This window comes from Streptomyces sp. CBMA29 (genome assembly GCF_014596445.1).
Classification (GTDB): Bacteria; Actinomycetota; Actinomycetes; order Streptomycetales; family Streptomycetaceae; genus Actinacidiphila.
Map to the genome: position 1 here is coordinate 1 of NZ_MECL01000267.1, position 26,796 is coordinate 26,796.

The window sequence follows — 26,796 nt, forward strand, 5'->3', positions numbered from 1 at the left end:
GCCGCTCCGCTAGTCCCGGCGGCGGGCGGTCCTGACCAGCGGGAGGGCGACCGCCCGGCGCCCGCCGTCAGCCCCGGCGCAGGGGCGGCAGGGCGCCGCCGCTCTCCGCGACCAGGTCGTCCAGGGTCTGGGCGGTCCTGACCTGGGCGAAGGTGACCGAGCCCGTGCTGTCCGCGGTGTAGCCGTGGACGGCGGGCCGGGGCAGCGAGTTGTACGCGAAGTGGTTCGAGAAGTAGTACGCGCCGGTGTCGAGCAGCGCGACAAAATCGCCCGCGTCCAGCAGCGGCAGCGCGCGGCCCTGCGCGACCAGGTCGCCCGCGAAGCAGCACGGCCCCGCCACGTCCTGCACGACCGGCTCGCCGTCCTTCTCCCGGCCCTTGCCGTCCAGTGCCAGTACCCGGATCGGCCACGCCTCGGGGACGAAGACGGTACGGGTGGCCACCTGCGCGCCCGCGTGCGTCACCGCGATCGGCCGCCCGCCCGCGGATTTGGCGTACTCCACGCGCGCCAGCACCGTGCCGTTCTTGGCCAGCAGGGAGCGCCCGAACTCGGTGACGATGCCGTAGCGCCCGTCGAAGAGCCCCGGCACCTCGGCGCGCAGCACGCGCGCGTAGTCCGCGAAGGACGGCGTGACGTCGTCGGAGCGGAAGTTCACCGGCAGGCCGCCGCCGATGTCGAGGACGGAGACCTGCTGCCGCCCGGCCGCCGCGTTGATCCGCTCGGCCAGTTCGTACGCGGCCCGCACCCCCGCCGCCATCAGTTCGAGCGGCACGCCCTGCGAACCGGTGTGGGTGTGCAGCCGGTTGAGCCAGGGGCGCTCGGCGTACGCGCGCAGCACCCACTCCTCCGCGCCTGGGTCGCGCAGCGCCACGCCGAACTTCGAGGTGGCCGTCGCGGTGCTCATCGCGCCGATCGTGCCGCCGCCCACCTGCGGGTTGACCCGCAGCCCGACGGGGGCGGCCGACTCCGTCCCGGCCAGTCGCAGCGCGTCGATCCTGGCCAGCTCCTGCGGATTGTCCGCGTTGACGGCGATGCCCAGCGCCAGCGCCTCGCGCAGTTCCGCGACGGTCTTGGCGGGGGAGTCCAGGACGGTCCGGTCCGCCGGGATGCCCGCGGCGCGCGCCAGTGCCAGCTCGCCGGGGCTGGCGACCTCCGCGCCGAGCCCGCACTCGCCGAGCAGGGCGAGCACCGGGACGAGGGAGGCGGCCTTGACGGCGAAGGTATGGGTGATGGCCACGCCCGGCGTCGCGAAGGCGGCGTGCAGCGCCGTCGCCGAGCGTTCGACGCCGGTGACGTCCAGCAGACCGACGACCGGCTCCGCCTCGCTGACCAGTCCCTGCTCCACCGCGGCACGCAGCGCGTGCCCCCGCCGTATTCCCAGTTCATCCGTCATGACATCCATCCCACCACCTCCCCGCCCGCGCTCGCCAACCCGGCTCAAGGAGTGGTCGCGCCGATCTCACGGGGGCCACGGGACCGCACCTTGTTGACTAGAGCTATTCAGCTAGTCAGGATGTGAATGGATGCACCCACACCGGGTGCGCCGACGACGAGGAGGCCGCACCGATGACGGGACCGAGGCCGGTACGCGCACCGCGCGGTACGGAACTGAGCGCGCTGGGCTGGCAGCAGGAAGCCGCGCTGCGCATGTTGCAGAACAACCTCGACCCGGAGGTCGCCGAGCACCCCGACAAGCTCGTCGTCTACGGCGGCACCGGCAAGGCCGCCCGCGACTGGAACTCCTTCGACGCCATGGTCCGCACCCTGCGCGGCCTCAAGCAGGACGAGACGATGCTCGTCCAGTCCGGCCGCCCGGTCGGCGTCATGCAGACCCACGAGTGGGCGCCGCGCGTCCTGATCGCCAACTCCAACCTCGTCGGCGACTGGGCGAACTGGGAGGAATTCCGCCGCCTCGAAGCCCTGGGCCTGACCATGTACGGCCAGATGACCGCAGGCTCGTGGATCTACATCGGCACCCAGGGCATCCTCCAGGGCACCTACGAGACCTTCGCCGCCGTCGCCGCCAAACGCTTCGACGGCACCCTGGCCGGCACCATCACCCTCACCGCCGGGCTCGGCGGCATGGGCGGCGCCCAGCCGCTGGCCGTCACCATGAACGGCGGCGTCGTCATCTGCGTCGACGTCGACCCGCGGGCCATCGAGCGCCGCATCGAGCACCGCTACCTCGACGTGAAGGCCGACTCGCTGGAGCACGCGCTGCGGCTGGCCACCGAGGCCCGCGACGCCCGCCGCCCGCTGTCCGTCGGCGTCCTCGGCAACGCGGCCGAACTGGTACCTCGACTCCTCGCCATGGGCGCCCCCATCGACATCGTCACCGACCAGACCTCCGCCCACGACCCGCTCGCGTACCTCCCGCTCGGCATCGACTTCTCCGACATGGCCGACTACGCCGCCGAGAAGCCCGCCGAATTCACCCAGCGGGCCCGCGAGTCCATGGCCACGCACGTCGAGGCAATGGTCGGCTTCCAGGACGCGGGCGCCGAGGTCTTCGACTACGGCAACTCCATTCGCGGCGAGGCCCAACTCGCCGGGTACGAGCGGGCCTTCGCCTTCCCCGGCTTCGTCCCCGCCTACATCAGGCCGCTGTTCTGCGAGGGCAAGGGCCCCTTCCGCTGGGCCGCGCTGTCCGGCGAGGCGTCCGACATCCACAAGACCGACAAGGCCATCCTCGAACTCTTCCCCGAGAACGAGTCGCTGGCCCGCTGGATCCGCCTCGCGGGCGAACGCGTCCAGTTCCAGGGCCTGCCCGCCCGCATCTGCTGGCTCGGCTACGGCGAACGCGACCGCGCGGGCGAGCGCTTCAACGAGATGGTCGCCGACGGCACCCTCGCCGCCCCCGTCGTCATCGGCCGCGACCACCTCGACGCCGGTTCCGTCGCCTCCCCCTACCGCGAGACCGAGGCCATGCTCGACGGCTCCGACGCCATCGCCGACTGGCCGCTGCTCAACGCCATGGTCAACGTCGCCTCCGGCGCCTCCTGGGTCTCCATCCACCACGGCGGCGGCGTCGGCATCGGCCGCAGCATCCACGCCGGGCAGGTCACCGTCGCCGACGGCACCCCCCTCGCCGCCGAGAAGATCCGCCGCGTCCTCACCAACGACCCCGGCATGGGCGTCATCCGCCACGTCGACGCGGGCTACGACCGCGCCGACGAGGTAGCCGCCGAGCGCGGCGTCCGCGTCCCGATGCGGGAGACCGAATGACCCCGCCGGCCCATCCAGCCCGTCTGGCGCTTGAGGACCGGGGCCCAGGGGCGGAGCCCTCGGTCTCGGGAAGGGGCGGGTCGGGGGAGAGACAGCCCGCCGTGGGCGCGTCCTTCCAGACGATGTGGCGCGACCTCCTCCCGGTCGGCCGCGACAGCGGCACCGGCGGATACCGCCGCTACGCGTGGACCCCGGCCGACACCGACTGCCGTGCGTGGTTCCGCGCCCAGGCGGAATCCCGCGCCCTGACCTACGAGGTCGACCGCAACGGCAACCAGTGGGCGTGGCAGGGCGACCCGACGGCGGGCGACGCCGTCGTCACCGGCTCCCACCTGGACTCCGTCCCCGACGGCGGCCCCTTCGACGGCCCCCTCGGCGTCATCTCCTCCTTCGCCGCCCTCGACGAACTCCGCGCCCGCGGCGCGACCCCCGCCCGCCCCCTGGCCCTCGTCAACTTCACCGACGAGGAAGGCGCCCGCTTCGGCGTCGCCTGCGCCGGGTCCCGGCTGAGCGCGGGCCAGTTGACCCCGGAACGCGCCAGGGAACTGCGCGACGCGGACGGCGTGAGCCTCGCGCGGGCGATGGAGGCGGCGGGCCAGGACCCGGAGGCGATCGGCCCCGACCCCGAACGGCTCGCCCGGATCGGCGCCTTCGTGGAACTCCACATCGAACAGGGCCGCGCCCTGGACCTGTCGGGCGACGCGGTGGGCGTCGCCTCGGCGATCTGGCCGCACGGCCGCTGGCGGTTCGACTTCACCGGCGAGGCCAACCACGCGGGCACCACCCGCCTGGAGGACCGCCGCGACCCGATGCTGACGTACGCCAACACGGTGCTGGCCGCCCGCAAGAAGGCCCGCCTCGCGGGGGCGCTGGCGACCTTCGGCAAGGTCAGTGTGGAACCCAACGGCGTCAACGCCATCGCCTCACTCGTTCGGGGCTGGCTCGACTCGCGCGCCGCGGACGAGGCCACCCTCGCCGAGGTCGTCAACGCCATCGAGCAGGCCGCGACCGAACGCGGCGCCCGCGACGGCGTGGACGTGCGGGTCGTCCGCGAATCCTTCACCCCGGTGGTGGAATTCGCCCACGACCTGCGTGACCGCCTCACCGCGCTGCTTGGCGGCGCCGCGCCCGTACCGGTCCTCGCGACCGGCGCGGGACACGACGCGGGCATCCTGTCCGCGACCGTCCCAACCGCCATGCTGTTCGTACGCAACCCCACCGGCGTCTCGCACTCCCCGGCCGAATCGGCGGCCGAGGACGACTGCGTCGCCGGTGTGACCGCACTCGCCGACGTACTGGAAGGTCTCGCGTGCAGGTGACGTACTGGCTGGAGCACGCCTGGCTCGGCACCCATGTCGAGCCGGGCGTCGCGCTCACGGTCGCGGACGAACGCATCACCGAGGTCAGAACAGGCGTGGACGCGCCGCCCGCAGGGGCGACCGTCCTGCGCGGCCTGACCCTGCCCGGCCTGGCCAACGCCCACAGCCACGCCTTCCACCGGGCCCTGCGCGGCACCGTGCAGGTCGGCACCGGCACCTTCTGGACCTGGCGCGAGTTCATGTACGGCGTCGCGCAGAAGCTCACCCCCGACACGTACTTCGACCTCGCCCGCGCCGTCTACGCCGAGATGGCGCTGGCCGGGATCACCGCGGTCGGCGAATTCCACTACCTGCACCACCAGCCGGGCGGCGCCCCGTACGACAACCCCAACGCCATGGGCGAGGCCCTGATCGCCGCCGCGGACGCGGCCGGTATCCGGATCACGCTGCTCGACACCGTCTACCTGCACGGCGGCCTGAACCGCAACGGCTACGCGCCGCTGGCCGGACCGCAGACCCGCTTCGGCGACGGCACGGCCGACCGCTGGTACGAGCGCTGGTCGCAGCTCAAGGGCGGCGGCCACGCGACGATCGGCGCCGCGCTGCACTCGGTGCGGGCCTTCTCGGCGAGCGACGGCTACACGGCCTTCGCCCGCTGGACCGACGGCGTGCCGACGCACATCCACCTGTCCGAGCAGCCCGCCGAGAACGAGGCGTGCGTCGCGGTGCACGGCCGCACCCCGGCCCGGCTGCTCGCGGACTCCGGCTTCTGGAAGCCGACCGCCACCGCCGTGCACGCCACGCACCTCACCGGTGAGGACATCGGCCTGATCGGGCGCGCGGGCAGCACCGTCTGCATGTGCCCCACGACGGAACGCGACCTCGCCGACGGCATCGGCCCGGCGCCCCGGCTCAAGGCGGCGGGCAGCCCGCTGAGCCTGGGCAGCGACAGCCACGCCGTCATCGACCTGTTCGAGGAGGCGCGCGCCATGGAGCTGAACGAACGGCTGCGCACCCGCGCCCGCGGCCACTGGACCGCGGCCCAACTGCTGCGCGCCGCCACCGAGGACGGCCACGCGAGCCTCGGCCGCCCCGACGCGGGCCGCCTCGAACCGGGCGCCGCCGCGGACTTCACCACGATCGCGCTGGACTCCGTCCGCACCGCGGGACCGATGCCCCGGCTGGGCGCGGAGACCGCCGTATTCGCGGCCACGGGCGCGGATGTGACGTCCACCGTGGTCGGCGGCCGGCAGATCGTCCGCGACGGGCGGCATCAGCTCGTCGAGGACGTGCCCGCCGCCCTGGCAGCGGCCATCGCCGCCGTCCGCTGAGCCCGAGCCCGTCCCCGAGCCCCAGCACGTGCCCGCCTCCGTCCCCGCCTCCGTCCCCGTGCCCGCGTCCGTGCCCGCGTCCGAAGGAGAACCCCCGCGCGATGACCAGCAGCCCGGCGACCAGCGCCCCGAGCGGCCCGGCGCACAGCACGGCCGTCACCAACATTGGCGCTCTGGCCACCAACGATCCCTCCCTCCGCACCCCGGAAAACCCCCTCGGCCTGATCCAGGACGCCGCCGTCGTCATCGAGGGCGACCGCGTCGTCTGGACCGGTACCACCAGCAAAGCACCCGCCACTGACAGTCACCACGACGCCGGGGGCCGGGCGCTGCTCCCCGGCTTCGTGGACTCCCACGCGCACCTGGTCTTCGCGGGCGACAGGACCGCCGAATTCCACGCCCGGATGTCGGGCCGCCCCTACAGCGCGGGCGGCATCCGCACCACGGTCGCGGCCACCCGCGCGGCCACCGACGACGCACTGTCGGCGAACGTCGCCCGCTACCTCGCGGAGGCGCTGCGACAGGGCACCACGACGCAGGAGACCAAGTCCGGCTACGGCCTGACCACGCACGACGAGGCCCGCGCGCTGCGGATCGCGGCAGGTCACACCGACGAGGTGACGTATCTGGGCGCCCACGTCGTCGCCCCGGAGTTCGCCGACGACCCGGCGGCGTACGTCGCCCTGGTGACCGGCGAGATGCTGGACGCCTGCGCGCCGCACGCCCGCTGGATCGACGTCTTCTGCGAGGAGGGCGCCTTCGACGGCGACCAGGCCCGCGCGGTCCTCACCGCCGGCGCGGCCCGCGGACTGATCCCGCGCGTGCACGCCAACCAGCTCTCGTACGGCCCCGGCGTGCGCCTCGCCGTCGAGCTGGACGCGGCCTCGGCCGACCACTGCACGCATCTCACGGACGCCGACGTGGACGCGCTCGCCGGCGCGCCGCGTACGGTCGCGACGCTGCTGCCCGGCGCCGAATTCTCCACCCGGGCCGTCTACCCGGACGCCCGGCGGCTGCTGGACGCGGGCGCGACGGTGGCGCTGTCCACGGACTGCAACCCGGGCTCGTCCTTCACCAGCTCCATGGCCTTCTGCGTGGCCCTCGCGGTCCGCGACATGGGCATGACCCCCGACGAGGCCGTTCTGGCCGCCACCCTCGGCGGCGCCCGTGCGCTGCGCCGTACGGACGTCGGCACGGTCACGCCGGGCGCCCGCGCCGATCTGCACCTGCTGGACGCCCCCAGCCACGTCCACCTCGCCTACCGCCCGGGAGTCCCCCTGACGGCGGCGGTGTGGCAGGCCGGGAAGCGCGTCTGAAGCGCGCGGGGCACGGACCCCGGGGGGCCCGGGGAAAGCTTCTAGTCCTCGGCCATCAGCCCGCGGCGCAGCCGCGCCAGCGTGCGGGTCAGCAGGCGTGACACGTGCATCTGCGAGATGCCCAGTTCCTCGCCGATCTCGGACTGCGTGAGATTGGCGACGAAGCGCAGCGACAAGATGGTGCGGTCGCGCGGTGTGAGCCCGGCGATCAGCGGCTTGAGGGACTCGACGTACTCGATGCCTTCGAGGTCGTGGTCCTCGTAGCCGATCCGGTCGGCCAGTGCGCCCTCCGGGTCGTCCTCCGCGGGCTGGGCGTCCAGCGAACTGGCGGTGTACGCGTTGCTCGCCGCCATGCCCTCGACGATCTCGTGCTCGGGCAGGCCGAGGCGTTCGGCCAGCTCCCGCACGGTCGGGGAGCGGTCCAGCCGCTGGGCCAGCTCGTCGCCCGCCTTGGCGAGGTCCAGGCGCAGCTCCTGGAGGCGCCGCGGCACCCGTACCGACCAGCTCGTGTCACGGAAGAAACGCTTGATCTCGCCGATGATCGTCGGCATCGCGAAGGTGGGGAACTCCACACCGCGGCTCAGCTCGAACCGGTCGATCGCCTTGATCAGGCCGATCGTGCCGACCTGGACGATGTCCTCCATCGGCTCGCTGCGGGTGCGGAAGCGCGAGGCGGCGAATTTCACCAGCGCCAGATTGAGTTCGACCAGGGTGTTGCGGACATACGAATACTCGGTGGTGCCCTCCTCCAGCGACTGGAGGCGGGCGAAGAGCGTCTTCGACAGAGCGCGGGCGTCGACCGCTCCTATGCGGTCGTACGGCGGGATCTCCGGAAGTCCCTCAAGGCCCTTGAGCTGCTCGTGCGCATGATCCGGGCTCAACCGGGGTGTCATGTGCTCCTCCCTCTCTTGAGACCTTTTCTTGACACGTTCACGACCACTCGCGGCGATGGACGCAGCGGTGCCGTATCTCCACCCCTACCCCGATGCACCGGCGGGCCGCAAATTCACTCGAACGGGTGAGGGTCCGCGGGCGGACCCGTTCCGGCCGGGCCCGTGACCCTTCGACTACCGCGCCATCTGCGAAAAGCGTAGGGTCGGGGGGCGTGTCAACACGGACACACAGAGGAGCGCACATGGACCGCGATGTGGTCGGCACGGCCGACCTGGGAAGGCTGCGTGTCGAGGTGGGACACCACGGCCGATCCGCGGTCTTCGCCCCCACGGGCGAGCTGGACCACCACACCGCTGACCTGCTGAGCGAGCCGCTCGACGCGGCTCTCGACGCGGGCACCAGCCGTCTGGTGATCGACTGCGCGGGCCTGGAGTTCTGCGACTCCACGGGGCTGAACGTGCTGCTCAGCGCGCGACTGCGGGCGGACGCCGTCGGAGGGGCCGTCCATCTGGCGGCCATGCAGCCGACGGTCGCCCGCGTTTTCGAGATCACCGGGGCGGACACGGTCTTCACCGTGCACGCCACGCTGGACCAGGCGCTTCAGGAGTAGCGGGGTGCGTACGGGGGCCAAGGGAAGTGAGTGGCGATTTCCGCCGGGACGATGTTTGGTGGGCTTCCGGACGTGTTCCCGGAGATCGACCGGGAAGAAGACCGACGGACACCTGTTGGACATCCGTGAGGTGAGGCGCTGATGAGCACCACCCGGCCTTACGCTGCGGACGACCGCGGCTCGGACTCGGGCGAGGGTGAGTCCGACGTGTCGGCGCCCGAGCGGGCCGGTCCCGACGAACCGGTACGGAAGCTGGCGCTGTCGGGCGAGAGCGGCATCGTGCCGCGCGCCCGAGACTTCACCCGGCAGGCACTGCGCGACTGGGGCTGGCTGCCCGCCGCGAACGCGGACCGCAGAGCCGCCGCCGAGGACGTGCTGCTGGTCGTCTCCGAACTGGTCACCAACGCCTGCCTGCACGCGGGCGGACCCGACGAGCTGCGGCTGCGCCGCAACCCCAAGTCGCTGCGGCTCGAGGTCGTCGACAGCGGCCCCGGCGAGCCGTCACCCCGTACCCCGCACCGCGCGGGCCGCCCCGGCGGACACGGCATGTTCATCGTGCAGCGGCTCTGCCTCGACTGGGGCGTGATCCGCGAGACCGACCGGCCGGGCAAGACGGTCTGGGCGGAACTGGCCGCACCGGCGTAACCGTCACGGCCGCCCCCTTTCCGTACGGCCGCCCCTGTACGTCTGCGCCGCCAGGCGCGCCTGCCCTGACGCGTTCTCGTACGCGCACGTTCGTCCTCGTACGCGCACGTTCGCCTTCCTCCGCGCACGCGCGCCCTCGTACGCCTCCGGCTCCGCCCTCGCGCGCCCGGTTTCCGTCGGTGCGGCGCCTCTCTTCCCTCTCCGACCTCACCGGCGTACCCTCACGCCAAATCTGATGTGCCGTCAGATCTGCCGGTGCGGGTGGCGGCGGAGGGAGATGGGCCGATGAGCAGGACCAGGGCGGGTTTCGTGGTGGCCGGGATAGCGGCGGGGGCGGTCGTCATGACCGGCGCCCCGGCGGCGCAGGCGGCCACGGTGAACGTCAACTACCACTGCAAGACGCCGATCGGCGACAAGAGCGCGGTCTCGCCGATCGACATCACGGCCACGCCCAGCGGTTCGTCGTACCGCCTGAAGATGACCTTCCAGAAAGGTGTCTCGTCCAGCCCGATCGAGCTGGGCAAAGGGGCGATGAACCCGCACGCGACGATCCTGCTCGGCGGCGCGGACAGCGGTTCGCTCACGGTGACGGGACCGTCCAACCCGGCCCCGATCCCGGCCAATACGCCGATCAAGATCACCGATCTGTCGGGCACGTACACCCCGAAGGCGAGCGGCAAGGTCACCTTCACGCCCGGCGTGCTGACCATCCTGGCGCTGGGCACGACGACGACCTGTACGGCCGATCCCAAGCCGGGGGTGTCGCTCACTCTCACCGTCAAGGCGGCGGGCGGATCGAGCGGTTCGGGCGGTTCGAGCGGGTCGAGCACGTCCGGCGGTACGACGAGCTCCGGCGGTTCGTCGGGTTCCGGTGGCACGAGCGGAGGTTCGAGCGGCAACCTCGCGCAGACCGGCTCCGACGACGGCGTGGTCGCCCTCGGCACCCTCGGCGGCACGGTGCTGCTGTTCGGGGCCGGTGGCGCGCTCTGGCTGACCCGCCGCAGCCGGCGCCGCGTCTGACGGCCCGGCGATCTGACGGATCGTCAAAAACGGTCGGCGCTCTCCATTGACTTCTCTTGACCGCCCGGCCTCAATGGCCACCCTCGGCGCGGGAAATGAGGGACGCCGCGTCACGAACACGGAGCAAGGGGACGAAATGAACGTTCATTCGCGAAGGGCGCCGGGCCGCCGAAGTCCACGAAGACCAGCCACCGTCGCGCGCAGGCTCGTGGCGGTCATCGGTACCGCGGCGCTGATCGTCGGCGGCGGGGCGGTGCTCGCCGCCTCGGCGCACGCCAACACCCCGGTCGACTTCGCCACGCACTGCATCCCGCCGGCCGTCGCCGGGCTGCCGCCCATCGACGGCACGTCCACCGCCACGATCACCGTGGACAACGCGACGCCGAAGGTCGGCGACACCGTCAACGTCACCTACACGCTCAGCCAGGCCGCCGCGAGCAACCCGACCGACATCGCGCTGCCCGCCGACGTGGTCACACCGCACGCCGTCGTGGTGCTCGGCGGCGCGCAGACCGGCGCCGTCACGGTGGACGGCCCCAAGAGCAACCCGCCGATCCCCGGCAAGGGCGCCTTCCCCGCGCTGGTCATGCACGGCAGCTTCACCGCCACCGCGGCGGGCACGATCACCCTGTCGCCCGGCGACTACACCATCCACACCAGCTACATCCTGGAACTGGACACCGTCTGCACGGTGACGAATCCGCCCGCGCCGGTCTCCGAGACCGTCACCGCGAGCGGCTCGGTGCCGACCAACAACCGTGCCATCAAGCTTGGTTCGGCCTCGGGCGACAAGGGCGCGGCCGTCACCGTGACCGGCAGCCACTTCACCGAGGGCGCCACCGTCACCCTCGCGGGCCGCGCGGGCGCCAACGAGACGGCCGACCGTACGACGGCCACCGCCGACGCCTACGGCGGCTTCTCGGCCTCGCTCACCGTCAACGACCTGGCGACGACCGGGATCGTGGCGTACGAGGGCGGCGCGTACGACTCCGCGACCGCCGCCGGGCCCGCCGCGTACACCGTCAACGACAACACCCCCGTACCGCCCGGCGCGCAGAAGGTCACGGCGTCGGTCGTCCCGGGCACGCTGTCGATGACGCAGGCCGGTGACACGGTCACCATGACGCCCGTCGACTTCGGCGCGGGCGGCACGTCGACCGGCGCGCTCAGGACCGTCACCGTCACGGACTTCCGCGGCGGCTCCACCGGCTGGTCGCTCACCGGCAAGGTCAGCGACTTCACCGGCCCCGGCGGGTCGCGGATCGGTGCGGACAAGCTCGGCTGGACACCCGCCTGCGCGACCGCGACGGGCAGCCCGAGCAACTGCGTGGCGGGCAGCGCCGGTTCCGTCGGCAGTACGGGAGCCACCCTGGCCTCCGCGCCCGACGCCACGGCCACCGGTGGCGAGTTCACCGTCGACGCCGACCTCTCACTCGACATTCCGCGGTTCAGTCCCGCCGGAACCTACTCGGGAGTCTTGACCCTGACTCTGACCTGACGCACAGTCAGATACTGCTGCCGACCGAGGGAGTTGACGAGGATGTCGTGGTCGCGAGCACGGTCGTGGTCACCGCTGCCGTCCCGGTCCCGCCCGCGCGCCGCCCGGGTCAGGGCCGACGCGCGGACGCGTACGCGGATACGTGTGCGGACCCGTCCGCCGCTTCCGGACGCGCTCGCGGGGACGCCTGCGGGCGCGCCTGCGGGCGTACGTCCGGGCGTACTTCCTCGCGGACGGGTGCGGATGCCGGTGCGGGTGCGGGCACGGTCCGCCGCTGCCAGGGGCCTGCGCGCGCTCACCGCGACCGGCGCCGTCGCGGCGGTCGGCCTTGTCACTCTCCTCGGTCCGGCGGCGGGACCGGCCGGCGCCGCCGACAACGGGCGCTGGTCGGTCTTCCCCGCCCCCGCCGCGGGCGCCGCCGACCCCGGCGCCACCGGCCAGGAACGGCAGTTCTTCACCCTCCAGGCCGACCCCGGCACCACCGTCAAGGACAAGGTGTCGGTCTCCAACCTCTCCACCGCGCCGATGACCTTCAGGCTCTACGGCGCCGACGCGTACAACACCCCGCGCGACGGCGGCTTTGCCGTCAGAGGCCCCGACGAGACCAACCGCGACGTCGGCACCTGGATCCGGCTCGCCAAGACCACGCTGACCGTGCCGCCGCGCACCCGCGCCGACATCCCGTTCACCCTCACCGTCCCGGCCAACGCCTCGCCCGGCGACCACCCCGGCGCGATCGTCGCCCTCGACACCCGGACCGACGAGGGCTCGGGCAAGGTCGCGGTCGGCGTGCGCAGGGCGGTCGGCGCGCGTGTCTACCTGCGGGTCGGCGGGCCGAGCCTGGCCGCGCTCTCCGTCGAACACCTCACCGTCAGCCACGGCGGCCCGCTGCTGCCCGGCACCGGCAGCACGGCCGCCACCATCCACTACACGCTGGTCAACCGGGGCAATGTCACCCTCTCGCCGCGCCTGGCCGTCAAGGCCACCGGCCTCTTCGGTCGCACCCTGCTCAACCGCCCGGCCCGCGACCTGCCCCTCGAACTCCTGCCGGGACAGCAGGTCAGCCTCACCGAGAAGTGGGCGGGCGCCCCGGCCTTCGACCGCGTCTCGGTCCGGCTGACCGTCAGCACCGCGACCGGCGGCGTCAACGAGCGCGACACCGCCTCGTACCTCGTCGCACCCTGGCTCGCGGTGGGGCTCGTCCTGGCCGGACTCGCGGTGCTGGTCGTCTGGTACGTACGCCGTTGGCGGTCGCGGCACCCGGCGGCGGAAGCCGCTGAGGCGCCGCCGGGCGCCCGGCCGGACGGGGAGCCGGACGATACGTATACGGGCCCCGGCCCGCGTGCGCGTGCGGACATGGAGACGGATACCGATACGGGTGCGGACTCCGGGCCCGACACCGCCGTCATCGGCGCTCCGACGGGCGGGAGTTGACGTGCGGGCGACGCGAAGCGGGCTCCTGGGAAGGCGGTTGGGTCTCGGGCGGCGGGCTCGGCTCCGGCGGCCGGTCCTCACCTTCGTCACCGCCCTTGTCCTGACGGCCGGTTCGGCCGTCGCGGCACCGGCGGCGCTCGGCGCGCCCGCCGGCTCCGCGGTACTCCGCGCGCCCGCCGCCGCCACGGCGCCGACCGTTGTGGCGCACCCCGGCGCGGCCCGCCCCGGCGGCGACATCACCGTGGTCGGCGCGGGCTGGAAACCCGGCACCCTGCTGGCCATCCTGCTCTGCGGCCAGGACGCGATCGGCGGCACCAACTCCTGCGCCAACGCCTCCGGCCGGGCCGTCACCACCGACGCGGCGGGCAAGTTCAGCCGCCGACTGCCGGTCGTGGCGCCGCCGAAGCCGTGCCCCTGCGTCATCCACGTGTCCACGGTGACCGGTGAACAGCTCACCGTGGACGCGCCGTTCACCGTGACGGGACACCCCACCGCGCCGCTGCCTGCGCAGACCGGCACCGGCAGGCTCGCCGTACTGACCGCGCGGCTGCGCGGCGGCGGCGGACTGCTCACCTGGTTCGGCGCGCCCGCGCACCGCACGCTCGTGTTCACCGTCGGCAATCTGGGCTCGGGCGCGGTCAAGGACCCGGCCTTCGACGTCGGCACCTCGCACGGCGTCTACGCACCCCAGTGGGACCGCCAGCAGTGGCACGGCACGGTCGCGCCCGGCGGGAAACAACAGATCAGCTTCCCGGTGGAGCTGGGCTCCGGAGCGCACGGCGCGTACACCGTCCAACTGCGCTACGGCGGAAAGGTGCTGGTCACCGAGCCGTGGTCGGTCGGGCGGCCGTGGGGCGTCACCCTCTTCTGGATTCTGCTCTTCCTCGTCGTCCCGGCCGCCGTCTTCCGGCTCGGGATGCTGCTGGTCAACCGGCTCAGGCCCGGCGCCGGGGTGTCCGTGCCCGGCGGCGCGCGGCCCGCGTGGCACCCGGCGACCGTACTGGCGCATCTGCCGCTGCCGCTGAAATCCGTTGCGCCGCGCAGACGATTCGCGGGGCGCGCGCCGGAGCCGTCGTCGTCCTCCTCTTTGCCGTCGGCCGCCGCGCCTCTGCCGCCCTCGTACGCCCCGGACGCGGGCCCGCTGCCCTGGTACACCCACGGCGCGTTCCCGGCCGCGCGCCCCGGCCCCACCGCGAGCACCACCCCGAACCCCCCTTCGAAAGGAAGCCCGTGACCATACGACGAAGCGCGTCCGCGGCCGTGGCCGCTCTGCTGCTCGGCGGCGGAACGGTGCTGATGACCGCGGGGGTCGCGCACGCGGCGGAATCCGACTTCGCGACCAGGTGCGTGCCCCCGGCCGCCTCTGGCCTCGGCCCCATCGACGGCACCACCAAGGCCGACATCACCGCGCCCGCCACCGCCAAGGTCGGCGACACGGTCACCGTCACCTGGAAGACCGTCCAGGCCGCCTCCAAGAACCCCGACATCATCGACCTCCCCGCCGACAAGGTGCAGCCGTCCGGCAAGGTCACCCTCGGCGGCGCCCAGACCGGCACCCTCGACGTCCAGGGCCCGCGCCAGAATCCGGCCATCCCCAAGAACAGCGAAATGAAGCTCTCCGACATGACCGGCACCCTCAAACTCACCAAGGCCGGTGACATCACCCTCTCCCCGGGGGCCTACACCATCAACGTCAGCTACCCGATCTCGACGGACACCGTCTGCACGCCGACGGCCGATGTGCCGGTGGCGACGACGATCAAGGTGACGGACGGGGGTGGGACGACCAGCGGTGGTACGACGACGGGCGGTACGACGACCGGCGGTACGACGACCGGTGGTACGACGACGGGTGGTACGACGACCGGCGGTACGACCACGGGTGGTACGACCACCGGAGGCACATCGGGCGGGAGCACGTCGGGCGGCACCGGGGGAACGTCGTTCAAGGGGACGTCTGTGAACGTGCCTTACGCCTGCAAGACGCTGATCGGTGACAAGTCGGCGACGTCGAAGGTCGAGATCGACGCGGCGAAGGCGTCGTCCGGCTACGACCTGACCGTGAAGTTCGGCAACAGCGTGATGGACAGCCCGACTCCGATCAGCAAGGGCATGATCACGCCGAGCATCGAGGTGCTGCTCAGCGGTGCCCAGACCGGCTCCCTGACCCTCACCGGCTCCCCGAACAGCACCGCCTTCGCCCAGAACGCGCCCATCACCATCGACGACATCAAGGGCCGCTTCGTGCCCGGCAAAACCGGCAAGATCGGGCTGAGCCCCGGCGTCCTCACCATCAAGCTCACCGACGGCGGCACCGCCGTCGCCACCTGCACGCCCACGAAGGCCGCCCCGGTCTCCCTCACCCTCGACACCACCGCCGCCCCCGGCGGCGGCACCACGGGCTCCACGACCACGGGCGGCTCCACCACAGCCGGTTCGAGCACGACCGGCTCCACCACCGGCGGCGACCTCGCGGCCACCGGCTCCGACGCCAACGGCCCCCTCCGCGCCCTCGGTTACGTCGCCGCCACCGCCCTCCTCCTCGGCGCCGCCGTCTTCACCTTCACCCCCTGGCGCCGCTTCCTCCGCCGCTGACGGTTCCCCTGCCGGGGGCCTATCCGGCCGGTGAGACGTAACAGACGGCGGCGATCCGCTGGTTGTCGCCGTAGTGGTGCGTGGCTTGGCCGATGGGGTGCCAGCCGAGGCGTTCGTAGAGGCGGATGGCGGCGGTGTCCTTGGTCATGACGTCGAGGACGAGGCGCATGGTGCGCTGCTGGGCGTAGGCCATGGCGGCGCGCATGAGGGCTTCGCCGACGGCGTTGCCCCGCGCGGCGCGGGTGACGTAGAGGCGGGCCAGCACGCCGACGCGGATGTCCTCGGTGCCGCGCTGCCGCTGCCAGAGAGCGACGGCGTCTTCGCCCTGGGGGCGCATGACTGCTACGTGTCCGACGATCCGCCGGCCGATCTCGGCGACCCAGGCATGGTCGACGGCAGGGGAGTTGATCCAGTCCTCCGGCTGCCGGACGCCTTCGACCGGGTAGCCGTCCGTCGCGTGGACCTCGACCAGCGCCGCCGCGGCTCCGGGGATGTCGACGGCCTGAAGGGTTCGGACAACCGGGCTGGTCATGCGGGCCTCCGATACGCGGAAGTGGGTCTACTCGACGGGCAGTTCGTACAGGAGGCCGGTGAGGTCGGCGCGGTGGACGTAGCGGGAGACCTCGAACGGCTCCGAGTCCTGGTCCAGGCTGGTGTGAAGGACTTCGAGCACCGGTACGCCCGGCGGGAGTTCGAGGAGCCGGGCCTCCTCGGGCGTCGGCATCCGGGCGCTGATCTCGTCGCGTACGCGGGTCATGGTGTGGCCCAGTTCCTCGAGTCGGCCGTAGATCCCGTGCGGACCCGTCTTCGGCTGCGTCAGCGCGGTCCCTTGTGCCTCGGCCCAGCGGAGATACGTCGAGACGATCTGGACCGGCTCGTCGTCCGCGAAGTAGTGGTTCTCGCGGTGCACGACGCTCTCCTCGTCGGCGGAGACCTTGAGGCGCTCGGCTATGCCCGGCGGCGGCACGGCCCGCCGGATGCTCAGCACGTCGATCCGCGCGGTCTTCCCCTGACGGCTCGCCTCCAACCGGAACGGGGTGAGACCCGTCTCGCGGTTCCTCAGCGAGTAGCGGTCGCTGCCGAAGCGGAAGAGGCGCTGCGGTTCACGCACGAAGACGCCACGTCCGTGCTTCGCCGTGACAAGGCCCTGCTCGGCCAGCAGCCGAATCGCCTCCCGCGCCGTGTTCCGGGCCGCCCCGTACTCCTCCGCGAGCGCGCGCTCCGACGGGAGCCGGTCCCCGGCCGACAACTCGCCGCGTTCGATCGCCGACCTGAGGGCTTGGGCGATACGCCTGCTGGCGGGCTGCGGGGGAGAGGCGTCTGACGCGGTCATGGAGCGAGCATATAGCAGCTGGCTTAAGCCAGTTGGGGCGGCACCCCACCGCCAAGCAAGTCGCCGCCCCTGATGCCCCGTTGAGGGAGCGGTCATGAACTTTCCACCACCTGAGGGTCCGGCGCCAGCCGGTGAACGTGACTCCGTCATCGTCAAGTCCTGGCCCCACGGCCCCCGTTCGGTCGGCGCCGCGCGGCGCTTATTGGCGGGGTGCCTCGGGGAGTGGGGGCTGGGCCATCTCGCGGAGGCGGCGGAGCTGGTCGTCTCCGAGCTGGTGACGAACAGCGTGCGGCACGCGCGGCGGCCGAGCGGGCACCTGATCAGGACGCGATTCGAGCGCTTGCGCGACGGCGTGCGGATCGAGGTGCACGACGCGAGCGGGGAGAAGCCGGAACGCCGCGAGGCGGCCTCGGACGCGGAGCCACCCGGCCCGCGGGTCGGTAGCCCGTCGCCCCGGCTGTCTGTCGCGGACCGTCAAGCGACGCGTTCTGTGCCGGTCAGGTGGGATCGAGCAGGCCCGCGGCTCTGGCCCACTCGATGAAGTCCGGGCCGCCGCAAGGCAGAAAGGCCTCCGCGTCCCGTAACGCGTCGACCACCGCGCAGGCTTGCCGCTCGTCGAGGAGGCTGTTGCGCAGGCCGTGGCAGATCAGCTGGAGGGTGGTTGATACGGGCACGCCATGGGCGATCGCGGTGTTCCGGCCGGCCCGGTCGTCGATGACAGCGGTGTACCCGTGCAGTTGGGCGTAGGCGAGCGTGGTTGCCTCACCGAGGTCCTTGGTGTCTCCCGTACCGCCGCCGAGACGATTGTGGAACGCGCTGAATAACGCGAGGAATTCCAGCGAGTCGTCGTTGGTCTCGGTCAACCACGGCTGGACTCCCACCAGGTGCAGGCGGCTGTGCCGTGCGGCTCCGCGCCGGATCTCGTGCGCGACGGCGCTGGTCAGCAGGCAGGTGCGTCCCTCAACGAGTTTTGCCAGCACGTCCAGTTGGCCGGAACGGGCGAAGTAGTTCAGCGGTGAGCTGTCGAACACCAGGCACGTGCCCAGGCTCGTGTCGGTCATGACAGGGAGGCTCCCACTTCCCCGCGCAGTGCCTCCAGCGGAACCGGATGGGGCTGGCCGAGGTCTTCGCGGTGCAACTGCTTGTCCCGGATGATCTCCAGGGCGCGGGTGGCGGAGATCTTGTAGGTCCGGTAAGCGTGCACGGCCGCCGCTCTGATACCGGTGGGCACGTGACCTTCGGTCAACTCCTCCACGACCTGTATCCCCGCCTCCATGTAGTCGGCACGAGTGGGTGAGCTCCGGTCGAGGCCGCGGTACTCCTCGCTGTCGATCGCTTCATAGGCGCGCAGTTGGCGCAGTGCGATGGACCAGCTCACCCGGTACTCGGCTGCCAGAGTGATGACGGCCGGACGCAGTCTGTGCTCCTCGCGCAGTTGCCGGTAGCGGCCGGTGGCGCCGGGCGGGAAGAGGAGAGCGGCGGCGAACGCGTCGATGGCGCGTTCGTGGTCACTGGTGTCGACGCCCCAGTCGGCGGAGTAGGCGTCGGCGAGGATGTGGTGCCCGAACTCATGGGCCAGGGTGGTGCGTCGTCGGCCCGCGTCCAGGGTGCTGTTGATGACGGCGACTCCGACATCGCCGAGAGCGGCGTAACACCCGTCGACCCCTTGCGGTCCGATGGACGCGGACCAGGTGTAAAGGCCCGCCTTCTCCAGGAGGTTGGCCAGGTTCAACAGCGGCTGGCCGACGTCTGCTCCCAGTCGGGACCGGGCGTCGCCGACGGCAGCGAGGACGGCTTGGGTGTCGTCGGCGGTGAAGGGTCCGGCCGGTTCGCCGCGACTGGCCGTCCCGAGGGCGGCGGCGTCGACCAGCGTGCGCACGTCCCGCAGACAGTCCTCCAGTTCGTACTCGCCGGCTCGGTCGTCCCGTTGCGCCTGCTGGGCGCGCCTGCTGGCCACGACCGGCTCGGGGGGAGTGACGAACCATGACAGGGGCCGTGCCAGCGCGGTACCGATCGCCGCCAACTCCAGCGAGTTCAGCTTTCTCCCGCCGACCTCGATCTTGGCAATGGCGGACCGGTCCATGCCGGTGGTATCCGCCAGGTGCTCCTGGCTGAAGCCACGGGCTGCCCGCGCCTCTGCGACCCTGGCTCCCACGTCGGCCCACGTCCACTCATCCATTGTTCCAATATCGCACAACGAGGAGAGCTGAAACCAGCGGGCGAGGCCCACCGGCCGGGAGTGCCCGCTTTCCCCGATGTGACGGGGTCCGCTCGCGTGTTCCCCGGCGGTCATCGCCCCTCGTCGTCACCCCTCCCGCAGCCCCGTGACAGGAGCGGTGACAGGAGCCGCGGTGGGGGGCGCGGCGGGTTGCGCGGGGCGGCTGTTCGTACCACCGCCTCCACGGCGGCCGGTGCGGACTACCATCAAGCTCATGACCCGCGTACTTCTCGCCGAGGACGACGCATCCATCTCGGAACCGCTCGCGCGCGCACTGCGCCGCGAGGGCTACGAGGTCGAGGTGCGCGAGGACGGACCCACCGCTCTGGAGACGGCACTCCTCGGCGCCGTCGATCTGGTGGTGCTCGACCTGGGCCTGCCCGGCATGGACGGCCTCGATGTGTGCCGCAGGATCCGTACCGAGGGACACACCTTCCCGGTGCTGGTCCTCACCGCGCGGGCCGACGAGGTCGACACCGTCGTCGGCCTGGACGCCGGCGCCGACGACTACGTCACCAAGCCGTTCCGCCTGGCGGAACTGCTGGCCCGGGTGCGGGCGCTGCTGCGCCGCGGCACCACCGAGTCCACCCAGCCCGCCACCCACGGCGTCCGGATCGACGTCGAGTCGCACCGGGCGTGGATGGGCGACGACGAGCTCCAGCTCACCGCCAAGGAGTTCGACCTGCTGCGCGTGCTCGTACGCGACGCGGGCCGGGTCGTCACGCGGGAGCAGCTCATGCGCGAGGTCTGGGACACCACCTGGTGGTCCTCGACCAAGACGCTGGACATGCACATCTCGTGGCTGCGCAAGAAGCTCGGCGACGACGCGGCCAGCCCCCGCTACATCTCCACCGTGCGCGGCGTCGGCTTCCGGTTCGAGAAGAACTGATACGCAGGCTCCATGCGCCGCCGTCTGATCTCCTCCACGCTGGCCGTGGTGCTCGTCGTCATCGCCGTCTTCGGGATCTCCTTGGTCATCGTGGAGACCCGGACGATCGAGAGCAGCGCCCAGGAGAGCGTGGACTCCGAGGCGGTGCGCCTGGTCGGCATCGTGGAGAACCGCATCCTGGCCGGGGAGAGCATCACCGCCAAGGGTCTGGACCGGCAGATCGCCGCCGACCGTTACGCGGTGGTGCAGGTGCCCGGCCACCCCGAGGTCACGCTCGGCGACAAGCCGAAGGGGCGGGTGCTGGCGTCCCGGCAGTCCGGCGGCCACGGCGAGAAAGTGCTGGTCGAGGAGCCGCGCTCCAAGGTCAGCCAGGAGATCGGCCGCACCCTGCTGGTGATCCTGGCGGTCGCGCTGCTCGCGGTGCTGGCCGCCGTGATACTGGCCGTCCTCCAGGCCCGCCGGCTGGTCAGCCCGCTCACCGACCTCGCCGAGACCGCCGAGCGGCTCGGCTCGGGCGATCCGCGCCCCCGGCACCGCCGCTACGGCGTCCCGGAACTGGACCGGATCGCCGACGTCCTGGACGCCAGCGCCGACCGGATCGGCCGGATGCTCACCGCGGAACGACGGCTCGCGGCCGACGCCTCCCACCAGCTCCGTACGCCGCTGACCGCGCTGTCCATGCGGCTTGAGGAGATCGTGGCGACCGCCGACGACCAGGAGACGGTCAAGGAGGAGGCGACGATCGCGCTCGGCCAGGTCGAGCGGCTCACCGACGTCGTGCAGCGGCTGCTGACCAACGCCCGCGACCCGCGCAGCGGCTCCGCCGTCGACTTCGACCTCGACGAGGTGATCAAGCAGCAGGTCGAGGAGTGGCGGCCCGCGTACCAGAACGAGAACCGGACCATCGCCCGCTCCGGCACCCGGGGACTGCGCGCGGTCGGCACCCCCGGCGCGGTCGCGCAGGTGCTCGCCACGCTGATCGAGAACTCGCTGATGCACGGCGCGGGCACCGTCGCCCTGCACACCCGTGTCACCGGCAACCAGGCCGTCGTGGAGGTCACCGACGACGGGCAGGGCGTGCCGCCGGACCTCGGCGGGCGGGTCTTCGAGCGGACGGTCAGCGGGCGCAACTCCACCGGGCTCGGCCTCGCGGTCGCCCGCGACCTGGCGGAGGCGGACGGCGGACGGCTGGAACTGCTCCAGCAGCGGCCCCCGGTCTTCGCGCTCTTCCTGTCCCGCGAGATCCTGCCGCCGCCGCCCCGCGCGGACGTCGTGAACTGAGGACGTCGTGAACTGACGATGCCGTGGGCTGAGGACGTCGTGAACCGAGGCGGCCGAGGCGGTTGCGGGCTAGGACCGCCGCTCAGCACCGCCGATCAGTTGAAGCGGTCGTCTTCCCTGGCCGCCGCGGCCTGCCGGGCCCTGACAGCGGCGCTGGCGGTCGCGCCGGACGCCTTCGTCGCCTTGCCGTCGGCCAGGAACGCCTCGGCCTGCTCCACGGCCTCGCGCGCGGGCAGCGCCCGGAAGACCCAGGTCCGGTAGGACCAGAAGCGGAAGAGCGTGGCCACGCCGATGCCGACGAATTTGAAGATATTGGCCTGGAGCGAGCTGTCCCAGCCGAAGCCGTACACCGCCGTGTAGAGCACGCCGTTCTCGATCACCAGGCCGATGGCGCTGAAGAAGAGAAAGAGGCTGAGCTCCTTCGTGCGGCCCGCCTTGTCGCGGTCACGGTAGGTGAAGTACCGGAAGCCCACGTAGTTGAAGGCGATGGACACCACGGTCGCCAGGATGCTGGCCCGTACGGTCTGGAGCTCGGTGCTGTGCCGCACCAGGTTGAACACCCCGATGTTGACCAGCACACCGGCGCCGCCGACGACCCCGAACTTCGCGATCTCGCGGTACAACAGCCGCAGCCGGGAACGCAGCTCTTGCAGTCCGCTCATGGTGATCGCTCGGCCCTGTCTGTGGAAGGTGGGGGGCGGGTGCCGTCATGGGTGGGAACGGGGTGGTGAGGGGGTGGTGACGGGGTCGTGAGGGGGTGTAACCGGCTGAGAACCGGGTGACGAGGGGCCGCCAGTGGTGCCCCCGCGTTTCCCGCGTTGTCTTCACCACATGTTAACCGTGCCCTACGGAGCTACGTCGATCGGAGCCGGTCATTCGTGTCCCCGCGTGGCGGATATCCTGGTGGCACCCCCTACGAGTACCAGCCCGCGCACCTCCGGCAGGAAAAAACGTGACATTCCCGGTAGTCGGCATGATCGGCGGCGGCCAGCTCGCCCGCATGACCCACGAGGCGGGCATCCCGCTCGGCGTCAGGTTCAGGATTCTCAGCGACACCCCGCAGGACTCGGCGGCCCAGGTGGTCGCCGACGTGACCGTGGGTGACTACCGCGACCTCGCGACCCTGCGGGCCTTCGCCCAGGGGTGCGACGTGCTGACGTTCGACCACGAGCACGTACCGGCCGAGCACCTGCGCGCCCTGGAGGCGGACGGCGTCGTCGTACGCCCGGGGCCCGACGCGCTGGTGCACGCCCAGGACAAGGGCGTCATGCGCGCCCGCCTCGCCGAGATCGGCGTGCCCTGCCCGGTCAACCGGATCGTCACCGACCCCGCCGACGTCACCCGGTTCGCGCAGGAGCAGGCCGGGGGCTACCCGGTGGTCCTGAAGACCGTGCGCGGCGGCTACGACGGCAAGGGCGTGTGGATCGCCCGCTCCGAGGCCGACGCCGCCGAGCCCTTCCGCGCGGGCGTCCCGGTGCTCGCCGAGGAGAAGGTGGACTTCGTACGGGAGCTGGCCGCCAATGTCGTGCGGTCGCCGCACGGCCAGGCCGTCGCGTACCCGGTCGTGGAGTCCGTGCAGGTCGACGGGGTGTGCGACACCGTGATCGCGCCCGCGCCCGGCCTGTCCGACGCCCTGTCCGCGCGGGCCCAGCAGCTCGCGCTGACCGTGGCGCGCGAGCTGGGCGTGGTCGGCCACCTCGCGGTGGAGCTGTTCGAGACCCGCGCCGCCGACGGCGGCTCCGCCATCTTGGTGAACGAGCTGGCGATGCGCCCGCACAACAGCGGTCACTGGACCATGGACGGCGCCGTCACCTCGCAGTTCGCCAACCACCTGCGCGCCGTCCTGGACCTGCCGCTCGGCGACCCGCGCCCGCGCGCCCGCTGGACGGTGATGGCCAACGTGCTCGGCGGCGACTTCCCCGACATGTACGCGGCCTACCTGCACTGCATGGCCCGTGACCCGGGGCTGAAGATCCACATGTACGGCAAGGACGTGAAGCCCGGCCGCAAGGTCGGTCACGTCAACACCTACGGCGACGACCTGGCGGACGTGCGCGAGCGCGCCCGGCACGCGGCCGACTATCTGCGAGGAACGATCGATGAGTAACCCCGCCGCTTCCGCCGGGAGCCCGCTGGTCGGTGTCGTGATGGGCTCGGACTCCGACTGGGAGGTCATGGAGGCCGCCGCGCAGATCCTCGCCGAATTCGAGGTGCCCTACGAGGTCGACGTGGTCTCCGCGCACCGCATGCCGCACGAGATGATCGCGTACGGCGAGCAGGCCGACGGCCGCGGCCTGAAGGCCGTCATCGCGGGCGCGGGCGGCGCGGCCCACCTGCCGGGCATGCTCGCCTCCGTCACCCCGCTGCCGGTCATCGGCGTGCCCGTGCCGCTGAAGTACCTCGACGGCATGGACTCGCTGCTGTCCATCGTCCAGATGCCCGCGGGCGTCCCGGTCGCCACCGTCTCGGTCGCGGGCGCCCGCAACGCCGGGCTGCTCGCCATCCGCATCCTCGCCGCCCACGACCCCGAACTCCGCACCCGGATGCGGGAGTTCCAGCGGTCGCTCAACGAGCAGGCGACGGAGAAGGGCAAGCGGCTGCGCGCGAAGGCGAAGGGCGCGGGCGGCTTCGGCTTCTAACCCGCAAGGCCCGTAGGCCCGTAGGCCCCGCACTGCCCGCAAGGTCCGCTAGGCCCGCAAGGTCCGCTAGGCCCGCACTGCCCGCAAGGCCCGCCGCCCCGGCTCCCGGCCGCCGACGCCAACACCCGCTCCCCACCCGGAGGTACGACGTGGACCACCTGACGCACGCCCGCGAACTGCTCGCCGCCCACCCCGTGGTGGACGGGCACAACGACCTGCCGTGGGCGCTGCGCGAGCAGGTGGCGTACGACCTCGACCGGCTCGACATCGCCGCCGACCAGAGCGACCGGCTGCACACCGACATCCCGCGGCTGCGGGCGGGCGGCGTCGGCGCGCAGTTCTGGTCGGTGTACGTGTCGGTGGAGCTGACCGGCGGCGCGGCCGTCACCGCGACCCTCGAACAGATCGACGTCGTACGGCGGCTGGCCGACCGCTACCCGGCCGACCTGCGGCTCGCGCTGACCGCCGACGACATGGAGACCGCCCGTACCGAGGGCAGGATCGCCTCCCTGATGGGCGCCGAGGGCGGCCACTCCATCGACTGCTCGCTGGGGACGCTGCGCGGCCTGTACGACCTCGGCGTCCGCTACATGACGCTCACGCACAACGACAACACCCCGTGGGCGGACTCGGCGACCGACAAACCCGTCGCGGGCGGCCTCACCGCCTTCGGCGAGGAGGTCGTGCGCGAGATGAACCGGCTCGGGATGCTGGTGGACCTCTCCCACGTCTCGCCCGACACCATGCGCGCCGCGCTGCGGGTCGCCGAGGCCCCGGTGCTCTTCTCGCACTCCTCGTCCCGCGCCGTCTGCGACCACGTGCGCAATATCCCCGACGACGTACTGGCCGCGCTGCCCGCCAACGGCGGTGTCGCGATGGCGACCTTCGTGCCCAAGTTCATCCTGCCCGCCGCCATCGAGTGGACCGCGGCGGCGGACGAGAACATGCGCGCCCACGGCCTGCACCACCTCGACACCACCCCGGACGGCATGGCCGTGCAGCGCGCGTACGAGGCCGCCCACCCGCGCCCGGTCGCCACCGCGGCCACCGTCGCCGACCACCTCGACCACATGCGGGCCGTCGCGGGCGTCGACCACATCGGCATCGGCGGCGACTACGACGGCACGGCCTTCACCCCCGACGGCCTCGCCGACGTCTCCGGCTACCCGCACCTGATCGCCGAACTGCTCACCCGCGGCTGGTCCGACCCGGACATCGCCAAGCTGACCTGGCGGAACGCGGTACGAGTGCTGCGCGAGGCCGAGTCGGCCGCCGCTGTCCTGCGCGGACGGCGCGGCCCCTCGACGGCGACGATCGCGGCCCTGGACGGCCCGCGGGGTTGACGCGGGCAGCATCCGGGGCCGTGCGGCCGGGGCGCGCCGCCGCGTCGGCCCGCGCGGTGCGGGGCATCGGTTCCCGGCCGGGGCGTGGTCCATGGGCCGTAGGCCGGATTCGTGGTGGGCGGACCGGTCGCGTGGATCCGTGCGGTGCCGGGCACCGGTTCCCGGCCGGGGGAGGCGGTTTCGGGGCGGGCAGCCACCCCCCCAGCGTGCCGACCTGCGCCGGACGGCGTCAGAGCACCTTGCGCCGCACCAGCGCGCCCAGCGTCAGCGCGGCGGGCACCAGCGGCAACCAGACCGTGACGATGCGGTAGCCGAGTACGGCGGAGGCGGCGGCGGTCGTCGAGGCGCCCGCCGCCACCAGGGCCAGGGCGAGCGCCGCGTCGACCGACCCGATCCCGCCGGGCGTCGGCACGGCCGCCGCCAGACACGTGGCGACCAGATACGCGAGCGCGACGTGCGCGGCGGCGACCGGTATCCCCAGCGCGAGCGTGATCGCGGCGAGACCGGCGGCCTGGAGCGCCGGGAAGGCCAGTGAGCCGCCCCACAGCGCGAGCGCGCGCGACGGCCGGGTGTGCAGCGTGCGTGCGTCGGTGAGCGCCGCCGCCAGGAAGTCGCGGATCGTACGGCGCAGCGGCCGGAGCAGCGCCAGGGCGAGCGCCGCCGCGCCGAGGACGAGAACGGCCAGCAGCCCGAAGAGCAGCAGCGCGTTGCCGTCGGGCAGCAGGCCGTGCGGGTGCAGCGCGTGCGGGAAGAGCGCGAGCAGCACCAGCAGCAGCGTCACCCGGCCGATGGACTCCGCCAGCGAGTACAGCGCGAGGGCGGCCGACGACCGGAGCAGCGGCAGGCCCTGGGTGCGCAGAAAGCGCAGATTGACCGCGCTCGCGCCGATCCCGGCGGGGGCGAGCTGTCCCGCGGCCGACGCGGCGAACTGGGTGGCCAACAGGCGGGCGGGCGGCAGCGGTTCGAGCACCGTGCCCTGCCGGGCCACGGCGTTGGCCACCCAGCCGAGGCCGGTCGCCGCGAGCGCGGCCAGCAGCCAGCCGCGGTGGGCCGCCAGCAGGTCACGGCAGCCGGTCTCGATCAGCGACCAGTGCTGCGACATCCAGCCGCCGACGAGCAGCACGGGTATGAGCCCGGCCAGGGTGCGCCACGGCACCCGCGTACGCCTGCGGGCCGGTCGCCCGGCCGCTTCTCCGGCGTCCCCCT

The 26,796-nt window shown here is 72.5% G+C and carries 25 protein-coding genes; 17 read left to right on the forward strand and 8 right to left on the reverse strand.

What is annotated here, in order from left to right:
* Window positions 1–67: 67 nt before the first annotated feature.
* Window positions 68–1,393 (reverse strand): diaminopimelate decarboxylase, encoded by a 1,326-nt coding sequence (locus BGM09_RS36020; protein WP_188285967.1) that lies wholly within the window; start codon window positions 1,391–1,393, stop codon window positions 68–70.
* A 173-nt stretch (window positions 1,394–1,566) separates the two neighbouring features.
* Here BGM09_RS36020 and hutU point away from each other — a divergent pair, with 173 nt between their 5' ends.
* The 4 genes from hutU to hutI all read left to right on the forward strand — a co-directional run bounded on the left by hutU (window position 1,567) and on the right by hutI (window position 7,191).
* Window positions 1,567–3,225 (forward strand): urocanate hydratase, encoded by a 1,659-nt coding sequence (hutU, locus tag BGM09_RS36025; RefSeq protein ID WP_188285968.1) that lies wholly within the window; start codon window positions 1,567–1,569, stop codon window positions 3,223–3,225.
* Between the two features lie 122 nt (window positions 3,226–3,347).
* Window positions 3,348–4,544, forward strand: a complete 1,197-nt coding sequence (locus BGM09_RS36030; protein WP_188285995.1) for an allantoate amidohydrolase — start codon at window positions 3,348–3,350, stop codon at window positions 4,542–4,544.
* Window positions 4,487–5,875 (forward strand): formimidoylglutamate deiminase, encoded by a 1,389-nt coding sequence (locus BGM09_RS36035; RefSeq protein ID WP_188285996.1) that lies wholly within the window; start codon window positions 4,487–4,489, stop codon window positions 5,873–5,875. Before BGM09_RS36030 ends, BGM09_RS36035 begins: the two co-directional genes overlap by 58 nt.
* Before the next feature lie 101 nt (window positions 5,876–5,976).
* Entirely contained in the window at window positions 5,977–7,191 is a 1,215-nt protein-coding gene (gene hutI, locus BGM09_RS36040) for an imidazolonepropionase (RefSeq protein WP_188285969.1), read from the forward strand.
* A 41-nt stretch (window positions 7,192–7,232) separates the two neighbouring features.
* Here the strand turns inward: hutI and BGM09_RS36045 are convergent, their stop codons facing one another.
* Window positions 7,233–8,084 carry an RNA polymerase sigma factor SigF gene (locus tag BGM09_RS36045; protein WP_188285970.1) on the reverse strand — a complete coding sequence of 284 codons (852 nt, stop codon included), beginning with the start codon at window positions 8,082–8,084 and terminating at the stop codon, window positions 7,233–7,235.
* 242 nt (window positions 8,085–8,326) lie between these two features.
* Between BGM09_RS36045 and BGM09_RS36050 the strand changes: the two genes are divergently transcribed.
* The 7 genes from BGM09_RS36050 (at window position 8,327) to BGM09_RS36080 (ending at window position 15,887) form a co-directional block, all read left to right on the forward strand.
* Window positions 8,327–8,695, forward strand: a complete 369-nt coding sequence (locus BGM09_RS36050; RefSeq protein ID WP_188285971.1) for an STAS domain-containing protein — start codon at window positions 8,327–8,329, stop codon at window positions 8,693–8,695.
* A gap of 141 nt (window positions 8,696–8,836) precedes the next feature.
* A complete protein-coding gene (locus BGM09_RS36055) occupies window positions 8,837–9,340 on the forward strand; it encodes an ATP-binding protein (protein ID WP_188285972.1) in 504 nt (167 codons plus the stop codon).
* Between the two features lie 285 nt (window positions 9,341–9,625).
* Window positions 9,626–10,360: a peptidase gene (locus tag BGM09_RS36060; protein WP_188285973.1), complete on the forward strand. Its 735-nt coding sequence runs from the start codon at window positions 9,626–9,628 to the stop codon at window positions 10,358–10,360.
* Window positions 10,361–10,496: 136 nt separating this feature from the next.
* The gene (locus tag BGM09_RS36065; RefSeq protein ID WP_411158415.1) at window positions 10,497–11,858 is read left to right on the forward strand and encodes a beta-xylosidase; all 1,362 of its coding nucleotides are present in this window, start codon (window positions 10,497–10,499) and stop codon (window positions 11,856–11,858) included.
* 243 nt (window positions 11,859–12,101) lie between these two features.
* Window positions 12,102–13,292: a WxL protein peptidoglycan domain-containing protein gene (locus BGM09_RS36070; RefSeq protein ID WP_188285974.1), complete on the forward strand. Its 1,191-nt coding sequence runs from the start codon at window positions 12,102–12,104 to the stop codon at window positions 13,290–13,292.
* 1 nt (window position 13,293) lies between these two features.
* Window positions 13,294–14,526: a hypothetical protein gene (locus BGM09_RS36075; protein WP_317453028.1), complete on the forward strand. Its 1,233-nt coding sequence runs from the start codon at window positions 13,294–13,296 to the stop codon at window positions 14,524–14,526.
* A 62-nt stretch (window positions 14,527–14,588) separates the two neighbouring features.
* The gene (locus BGM09_RS36080; RefSeq protein ID WP_188285999.1) at window positions 14,589–15,887 is read left to right on the forward strand and encodes a hypothetical protein; all 1,299 of its coding nucleotides are present in this window, start codon (window positions 14,589–14,591) and stop codon (window positions 15,885–15,887) included.
* A 19-nt stretch (window positions 15,888–15,906) separates the two neighbouring features.
* On the opposite strand, the gene BGM09_RS36085 is transcribed toward BGM09_RS36080, so the two are convergent.
* Window positions 15,907–16,419, reverse strand: coding sequence for a GNAT family N-acetyltransferase (locus BGM09_RS36085; RefSeq protein ID WP_188285975.1), 513 nt, complete (start codon window positions 16,417–16,419; stop codon window positions 15,907–15,909).
* Window positions 16,420–16,446: 27 nt separating this feature from the next.
* Complete coding sequence (locus BGM09_RS36090) at window positions 16,447–17,220, reverse strand: GntR family transcriptional regulator (protein WP_188285976.1); 774 nt, start codon at window positions 17,218–17,220, stop codon at window positions 16,447–16,449.
* Between the two features lie 94 nt (window positions 17,221–17,314).
* On the opposite strand from BGM09_RS36090, the gene BGM09_RS36095 reads away from it, so the two are divergent.
* The gene (locus BGM09_RS36095) at window positions 17,315–17,761 is read left to right on the forward strand and encodes an ATP-binding protein (protein WP_188285977.1); all 447 of its coding nucleotides are present in this window, start codon (window positions 17,315–17,317) and stop codon (window positions 17,759–17,761) included.
* On the opposite strand, the gene BGM09_RS36100 is transcribed toward BGM09_RS36095, so the two are convergent.
* Together BGM09_RS36100 and BGM09_RS36105 are read right to left on the reverse strand one after the other, a co-directional pair.
* Window positions 17,718–18,281, reverse strand: a complete 564-nt coding sequence (locus tag BGM09_RS36100; protein WP_188285978.1) for a hypothetical protein — start codon at window positions 18,279–18,281, stop codon at window positions 17,718–17,720. The genes BGM09_RS36095 and BGM09_RS36100 overlap by 44 nt on opposite strands.
* The gene (locus BGM09_RS36105) at window positions 18,278–19,399 is read right to left on the reverse strand and encodes a helix-turn-helix domain-containing protein (RefSeq protein ID WP_188285979.1); all 1,122 of its coding nucleotides are present in this window, start codon (window positions 19,397–19,399) and stop codon (window positions 18,278–18,280) included. Before BGM09_RS36105 ends, BGM09_RS36100 begins: the two co-directional genes overlap by 4 nt.
* A 253-nt stretch (window positions 19,400–19,652) precedes the next feature.
* Here BGM09_RS36105 and BGM09_RS36110 point away from each other — a divergent pair, with 253 nt between their 5' ends.
* Together BGM09_RS36110 and BGM09_RS36115 are read left to right on the forward strand one after the other, a co-directional pair.
* The gene (locus BGM09_RS36110; protein ID WP_188285980.1) at window positions 19,653–20,327 is read left to right on the forward strand and encodes a response regulator transcription factor; all 675 of its coding nucleotides are present in this window, start codon (window positions 19,653–19,655) and stop codon (window positions 20,325–20,327) included.
* 12 nt (window positions 20,328–20,339) lie between these two features.
* A complete protein-coding gene (locus BGM09_RS36115; RefSeq protein WP_188285981.1) occupies window positions 20,340–21,608 on the forward strand; it encodes a HAMP domain-containing histidine kinase in 1,269 nt (422 codons plus the stop codon).
* A 95-nt stretch (window positions 21,609–21,703) separates the two neighbouring features.
* On the opposite strand, the gene BGM09_RS36120 is transcribed toward BGM09_RS36115, so the two are convergent.
* Complete coding sequence (locus tag BGM09_RS36120; RefSeq protein ID WP_188285982.1) at window positions 21,704–22,270, reverse strand: GtrA family protein; 567 nt, start codon at window positions 22,268–22,270, stop codon at window positions 21,704–21,706.
* 311 nt (window positions 22,271–22,581) lie between these two features.
* Here BGM09_RS36120 and BGM09_RS36125 point away from each other — a divergent pair, with 311 nt between their 5' ends.
* From BGM09_RS36125 to BGM09_RS36135, 3 genes are all read left to right on the forward strand, one after another.
* Window positions 22,582–23,715 (forward strand): 5-(carboxyamino)imidazole ribonucleotide synthase, encoded by a 1,134-nt coding sequence (locus tag BGM09_RS36125; protein WP_223188083.1) that lies wholly within the window; start codon window positions 22,582–22,584, stop codon window positions 23,713–23,715.
* Window positions 23,708–24,247: a 5-(carboxyamino)imidazole ribonucleotide mutase gene (gene purE, locus BGM09_RS36130; RefSeq protein ID WP_188285984.1), complete on the forward strand. Its 540-nt coding sequence runs from the start codon at window positions 23,708–23,710 to the stop codon at window positions 24,245–24,247. Before BGM09_RS36125 ends, purE begins: the two co-directional genes overlap by 8 nt.
* Window positions 24,248–24,396: 149 nt before the next feature.
* The gene (locus BGM09_RS36135) at window positions 24,397–25,590 is read left to right on the forward strand and encodes a dipeptidase (protein WP_188285985.1); all 1,194 of its coding nucleotides are present in this window, start codon (window positions 24,397–24,399) and stop codon (window positions 25,588–25,590) included.
* Window positions 25,591–25,819: 229 nt separating this feature from the next.
* Here the strand turns inward: BGM09_RS36135 and BGM09_RS36140 are convergent, their stop codons facing one another.
* On the reverse strand, window positions 25,820–26,746 hold the full coding sequence (locus BGM09_RS36140; RefSeq protein WP_317453029.1) for a YbhN family protein: 927 nt from the start codon (window positions 26,744–26,746) through the stop codon (window positions 25,820–25,822).
* Between the last annotated feature and the right edge of the window lie 50 nt (window positions 26,747–26,796).

Excerpts from the sequence above, each read along its gene's own strand:
- BGM09_RS36055 (WP_188285972.1), top strand. The coding sequence starts at position 8,837 with ATGAGCACCACCCGGCCTTACGCTGCGGACGACCGCGGCTCGGACTCG.
- BGM09_RS36100 (WP_188285978.1), bottom strand. The coding sequence starts at position 18,281 with ATGACCGACACGAGCCTGGGCACGTGCCTGGTGTTCGACAGCTCACCG.
- BGM09_RS36080 (WP_188285999.1), top strand. The coding sequence starts at position 14,589 with ATGACCGCGGGGGTCGCGCACGCGGCGGAATCCGACTTCGCGACCAGG.
- BGM09_RS36120 (WP_188285982.1), bottom strand. The coding sequence starts at position 22,270 with ATGAGCGGACTGCAAGAGCTGCGTTCCCGGCTGCGGCTGTTGTACCGC.
- BGM09_RS36070 (WP_188285974.1), top strand. The coding sequence starts at position 12,102 with ATGCCGGTGCGGGTGCGGGCACGGTCCGCCGCTGCCAGGGGCCTGCGC.
- BGM09_RS36020 (WP_188285967.1), bottom strand. The coding sequence starts at position 1,393 with ATGACGGATGAACTGGGAATACGGCGGGGGCACGCGCTGCGTGCCGCG.
- BGM09_RS36060 (WP_188285973.1), top strand. The coding sequence starts at position 9,626 with ATGAGCAGGACCAGGGCGGGTTTCGTGGTGGCCGGGATAGCGGCGGGG.
- BGM09_RS36030 (WP_188285995.1), top strand. The coding sequence starts at position 3,348 with ATGTGGCGCGACCTCCTCCCGGTCGGCCGCGACAGCGGCACCGGCGGA.
- BGM09_RS36125 (WP_223188083.1), top strand. The coding sequence starts at position 22,582 with ATGATCGGCGGCGGCCAGCTCGCCCGCATGACCCACGAGGCGGGCATC.
- BGM09_RS36115 (WP_188285981.1), top strand. The coding sequence starts at position 20,340 with ATGCGCCGCCGTCTGATCTCCTCCACGCTGGCCGTGGTGCTCGTCGTC.
- BGM09_RS36095 (WP_188285977.1), top strand. The coding sequence starts at position 17,315 with ATGAACTTTCCACCACCTGAGGGTCCGGCGCCAGCCGGTGAACGTGAC.
- BGM09_RS36065 (WP_411158415.1), top strand. The coding sequence starts at position 10,497 with ATGAACGTTCATTCGCGAAGGGCGCCGGGCCGCCGAAGTCCACGAAGA.
- hutI (WP_188285969.1), top strand. The coding sequence starts at position 5,977 with ATGACCAGCAGCCCGGCGACCAGCGCCCCGAGCGGCCCGGCGCACAGC.
- BGM09_RS36105 (WP_188285979.1), bottom strand. The coding sequence starts at position 19,399 with ATGGATGAGTGGACGTGGGCCGACGTGGGAGCCAGGGTCGCAGAGGCG.
- BGM09_RS36085 (WP_188285975.1), bottom strand. The coding sequence starts at position 16,419 with ATGACCAGCCCGGTTGTCCGAACCCTTCAGGCCGTCGACATCCCCGGA.
- BGM09_RS36090 (WP_188285976.1), bottom strand. The coding sequence starts at position 17,220 with ATGACCGCGTCAGACGCCTCTCCCCCGCAGCCCGCCAGCAGGCGTATC.
- hutU (WP_188285968.1), top strand. The coding sequence starts at position 1,567 with ATGACGGGACCGAGGCCGGTACGCGCACCGCGCGGTACGGAACTGAGC.
- BGM09_RS36045 (WP_188285970.1), bottom strand. The coding sequence starts at position 8,084 with ATGACACCCCGGTTGAGCCCGGATCATGCGCACGAGCAGCTCAAGGGC.
- BGM09_RS36050 (WP_188285971.1), top strand. The coding sequence starts at position 8,327 with ATGGACCGCGATGTGGTCGGCACGGCCGACCTGGGAAGGCTGCGTGTC.
- purE (WP_188285984.1), top strand. The coding sequence starts at position 23,708 with ATGAGTAACCCCGCCGCTTCCGCCGGGAGCCCGCTGGTCGGTGTCGTG.
- BGM09_RS36110 (WP_188285980.1), top strand. The coding sequence starts at position 19,653 with ATGACCCGCGTACTTCTCGCCGAGGACGACGCATCCATCTCGGAACCG.